Genomic DNA, 3,704 nt, shown 5'->3' with positions numbered 1-3,704 from the left:
CCAGGTATTTTCCTGATGGTAAGCTCCTGTAGAGTCAAACACACCGAAGGGAAACGTCACACGCTTAGAAGCCGTGTATTTCATGTAATCGTTGTTGCCATAGCCTAAGTAATTTAAATGCTGTCCCTTTTCGTCGAAGTCCACACGGAACGGCCGACCTAGGACAAGAACCGTTTTGCTGTAATCCGGGTTCATACTCTGGTCGAAGGGCCGGTTGATGTCCGGTATGTCCGAGTAATTGACGACGGGTGTATGGACGGTTACGGTGTTGATGCCGTTGATCGAGTAGGATGTGTTTGCCCCACCATTCACATTTTCAGGCAAAAGCTCATAATAAATGGTCCCCGAACTTGGTGTGTTCGGTTTGTTCGCCAAGGAATTGCTTACTAGATTCTGATTTTTGTAAAGCACGTCGCGTCCTATAGTTGTAGGCATCGGGATGTTTGTCGGAGTTGGTCCCGTTTTTGTGTGCTGCGTACCATCCATAGTTGTAGCATTATTGAATTTGACTGTATCATTGTTGACTTTGCTTTCTGGTGTGCTTGACTCTGCCATACCTTTTAGCATTGATGTATCGTCTGGTACAGGCGGTGGGGAGCTTAATCCTCCTGTAAGAATTGGTGGGGTATAACTAATTGTTGGTGTATCTACTGGGTGTACGTGGTCACCAACAACTGTTGAATGCACCTTTGATAAAGTTGGCGGAGTATAACCACCACTTGGGTACATTGTCACATTCCCGCCGGGTAAAGCGTAGTTATTCATTATTGCATTATTAATCTTGTACACTTCAAGGTTATTGATTTGCCAATAAAAGTAGTCTCTAAACAATTGAAAAGTGTATACTTTAGTCTGTTCATCTCCTGCAGGAAGTGCGGGTCCAGGGGAACACCCACCAGGTGGTGGACCGCAAATTGGTGGTCCTGGTACAGTCCATTTCCGAACGTATTTAATAGTAACAGTGCATGAATACGTTGTTTTACCTATTTGTTGCGCCCAATTTTGTTTGAATAGATAGTTATCTGCCAAAGTATTTGTGTACAAATATTCCGAAGTAGGAACACCCTGCAGAACATTAAAATATTCAGAATCCCTTGGATCTGCCTTAATAACACCATTTGCGTTGGGGTCTAAATCACTCAAAGGCATTGTAGTACCTTGGGTTGGTGGGCCAATCACGTAAGGACAGTTGCCACCGCCACCGGGAGTGCCACCACCGCCACCACCATAATCAACCGTCATTGTCCAATTTAGTTCATAAATATATGTCGTTCCACGAAATGAAGCTGTAAAATCTCCGATCCATCTTAAACCTTTTGCATCAGGATATTCAGCAGGGTGAGGTTCAATATCAATACCACCACTATCGAATGGCCCCGCATCAAAGTTAATTGTAATTGTAGAACCAGTTTTTGTGGCATCGTGTAAGTTAACTGTGATATCACCAATTGAGGTAGTTGTTGTAGACTCTAACTTAACTACACTATCTGGAACTGTTGTCCCATTTGATTTGGCCCAACTCATGCCAGAAGCATCTATATTAATAAAGTCGTCTACAGTACTAGCAGAAGGGTATAACTGTGCAGTACAACTAGAAGCAATCGGGTCACATCCTCCTGTTCCAGTTGGTGGTGAAGCAGTTATCGTCTGACTATCACCAAAACGGTCGTAAGTCCAATAAAACCCCCTGAAACCAGCATGGTTTCTCCACCAATCAAAATACCCGCTATTATCTTTACTTGTAGTTACCACTTGTGAACTTCCATACAGGGGTGCAGAAGGAATAGTACATACAGTAGTTGCACAAGTAGCCGTGATTCCCGAAACATCTGAAACTAATGTCACACTCTGAATTGCCGCCTGTTTTGCTGGATCAGTTACTTTGTCTGCTACATTTAAAGTTCCACCGGCATAACTTACATAGGAGGTAGATGAATAATAACTACCTCCTGATTCTGTTAAGCCACTTATAGCCGACATGTCAGAAGAAAAATTAATTGGTTCCGTTGGATATGGCGCAGCTGCATTCGATATTGAGAGAAAGAATGGGAAATATCCAGCAACCAGCGAATAAATAATGAAAATACTAATTATTTTGGATTCTAGTCTCTTTGTCCTCATATTCCCTCACATTTACTGGTTTGATATGGAATAATCAGGAGTAGCATGTATTAAAGAAATTCCTGAATTGCCAGTAGCACCAGAATTTTTAAAATAGTAGATATTGGGCGTGTAAGTAATTTCAATCCAACTATCTGCAAACATATCTCCTTTTGGATATAAATTAGCAGCATACCAATAATACTCTTTTCCTATTTGATATTTGGTAGGGTCGTGCGGATTACCCTTAGCTACGTTAAGGTCAACGATATTTTGTCCAACCTGAGTCTTTGTAAAAAGTACATTTGTATCGCTTTCTTTAGATGAAAAGTTTTTCCAGTTGTTGTAGTCACCTTTAGTGGGACCAATACCACCTGAAAATACTCGTGCAGATCCCCCCTCTGAACTATACCAACCTGCAGGGTAAGAATCAGTGAACAATTGACTAACCTTCGAGAAAGCTACATAAGATTTTGTTGGGGCATTATAAGTATCTGTCTTGATTAGTTTTCCTGCATCATCGAATTTTCTAAAGGTGAATTTCATACCAGCAACATTAGTCCTAAAAGGATCGTTCATATCCTCCATATCGACAACAATGAACTCCAATAGTTTTTCATGATATCTTCCGTCAGGTGCATCCCATTTTCCTTTAGATAGATCAAAGTACTCTTCGAAATTACTTGGAAAATAACGGGGCCACATAGTAAAGATATTTGTCCCATGCCATGCTACTTCTGCCCTCGAAATAGCGTGCTTGTCAGTAGAAAGCATCTGACCACTCTTGATGGAAAGGATACGTTCGATAATAGTCACCGACTGAGCGCGTGTAGTACTTTGATCTTCTCCAAGTGTGCCTGTGTCATCCAATCCGGTAATTAGACCAGCCTTGGTTGCTAAGTACATCCATTTTTGATCTTCTGTATTCTTATCCCCTGTGGCAGAGCGAAGTGCTACTCGCGCCATCTCCTTACGTGACATGGGAGTGTTCCAATCACCGCTTGTGAAATCGCTTCTTTGATGGAAACCGGAAGTCGCCGCGGCATTGATGTAAGGGATATACCATGCGTCACCTGCTCCTGCACTTGCAATGGATATATGAAGTGCGTTATCAACCATTTTAATAAATTCGGCGCGAGTCACCTGCCCCTCAGGTTTGAACGAACCGTCTGGGTAGCCGTCTACATATCCCTTTTGAATGGCTCCGCTGATTGCTTGCTCGGCCCAGTGACCTCCAATATCAGAGAAAGTTACTTTGGAAGCTGCCGCTTTAACTGTCTCGCTTTTACTGACCAAGATGTTCGATGTTAAGACTGTAGCTGCAGCAAGTGCAAGTATTGCAATTTTCTTTTTCATTTACTGTACCTCCATGGTTAAGTAGTTACATTTGAACATCGGCAAATTCTATTGGTGTGACGTTAGATACATCTAGTAAATCAAAGAGTAGTAAAAGATAAAACGTGTTGTCTTGAAGGACTGCCGAACCACCCACTACCAAACCTGTCAAAAGCATTCCTAATACTCTTTTTTTCATTGTTATATATCTCCCTCACTACTGCGTATTTGTACAATCATTAATAAAATATCCCTTTCTTACAGCCTCT

3 protein-coding genes are annotated in these 3,704 nt (G+C 41.8%); all 3 read right to left on the bottom strand.

Annotated elements, in window-relative coordinates:
* On the bottom strand, window positions 1–2,121 hold a 2,121-nt coding region (locus IEY34_RS35575; RefSeq protein ID WP_229758020.1), incomplete at its 3' end, for a DUF5704 domain-containing protein.
* A 12-nt stretch (window positions 2,122–2,133) separates the two neighbouring features.
* Window positions 2,134–3,456 carry an S-layer homology domain-containing protein gene (locus IEY34_RS35570; RefSeq protein ID WP_189020921.1) on the bottom strand — a complete coding sequence of 441 codons (1,323 nt, stop codon included), beginning with the start codon at window positions 3,454–3,456 and terminating at the stop codon, window positions 2,134–2,136.
* Window positions 3,457–3,481: 25 nt separating this feature from the next.
* On the bottom strand, window positions 3,482–3,634 hold the full coding sequence (locus IEY34_RS35565) for a hypothetical protein (protein WP_189020919.1): 153 nt from the start codon (window positions 3,632–3,634) through the stop codon (window positions 3,482–3,484).
* Window positions 3,635–3,704: the final 70 nt, after the last annotated feature.

It is taken from the genome of Paenibacillus marchantiophytorum (assembly GCF_014640555.1).
Lineage (GTDB): Bacteria > Bacillota > Bacilli > Paenibacillales > NBRC-103111 > Paenibacillus_E > Paenibacillus_E marchantiophytorum.
This window is presented reverse-complemented; position numbering and strand designations above follow the sequence as displayed.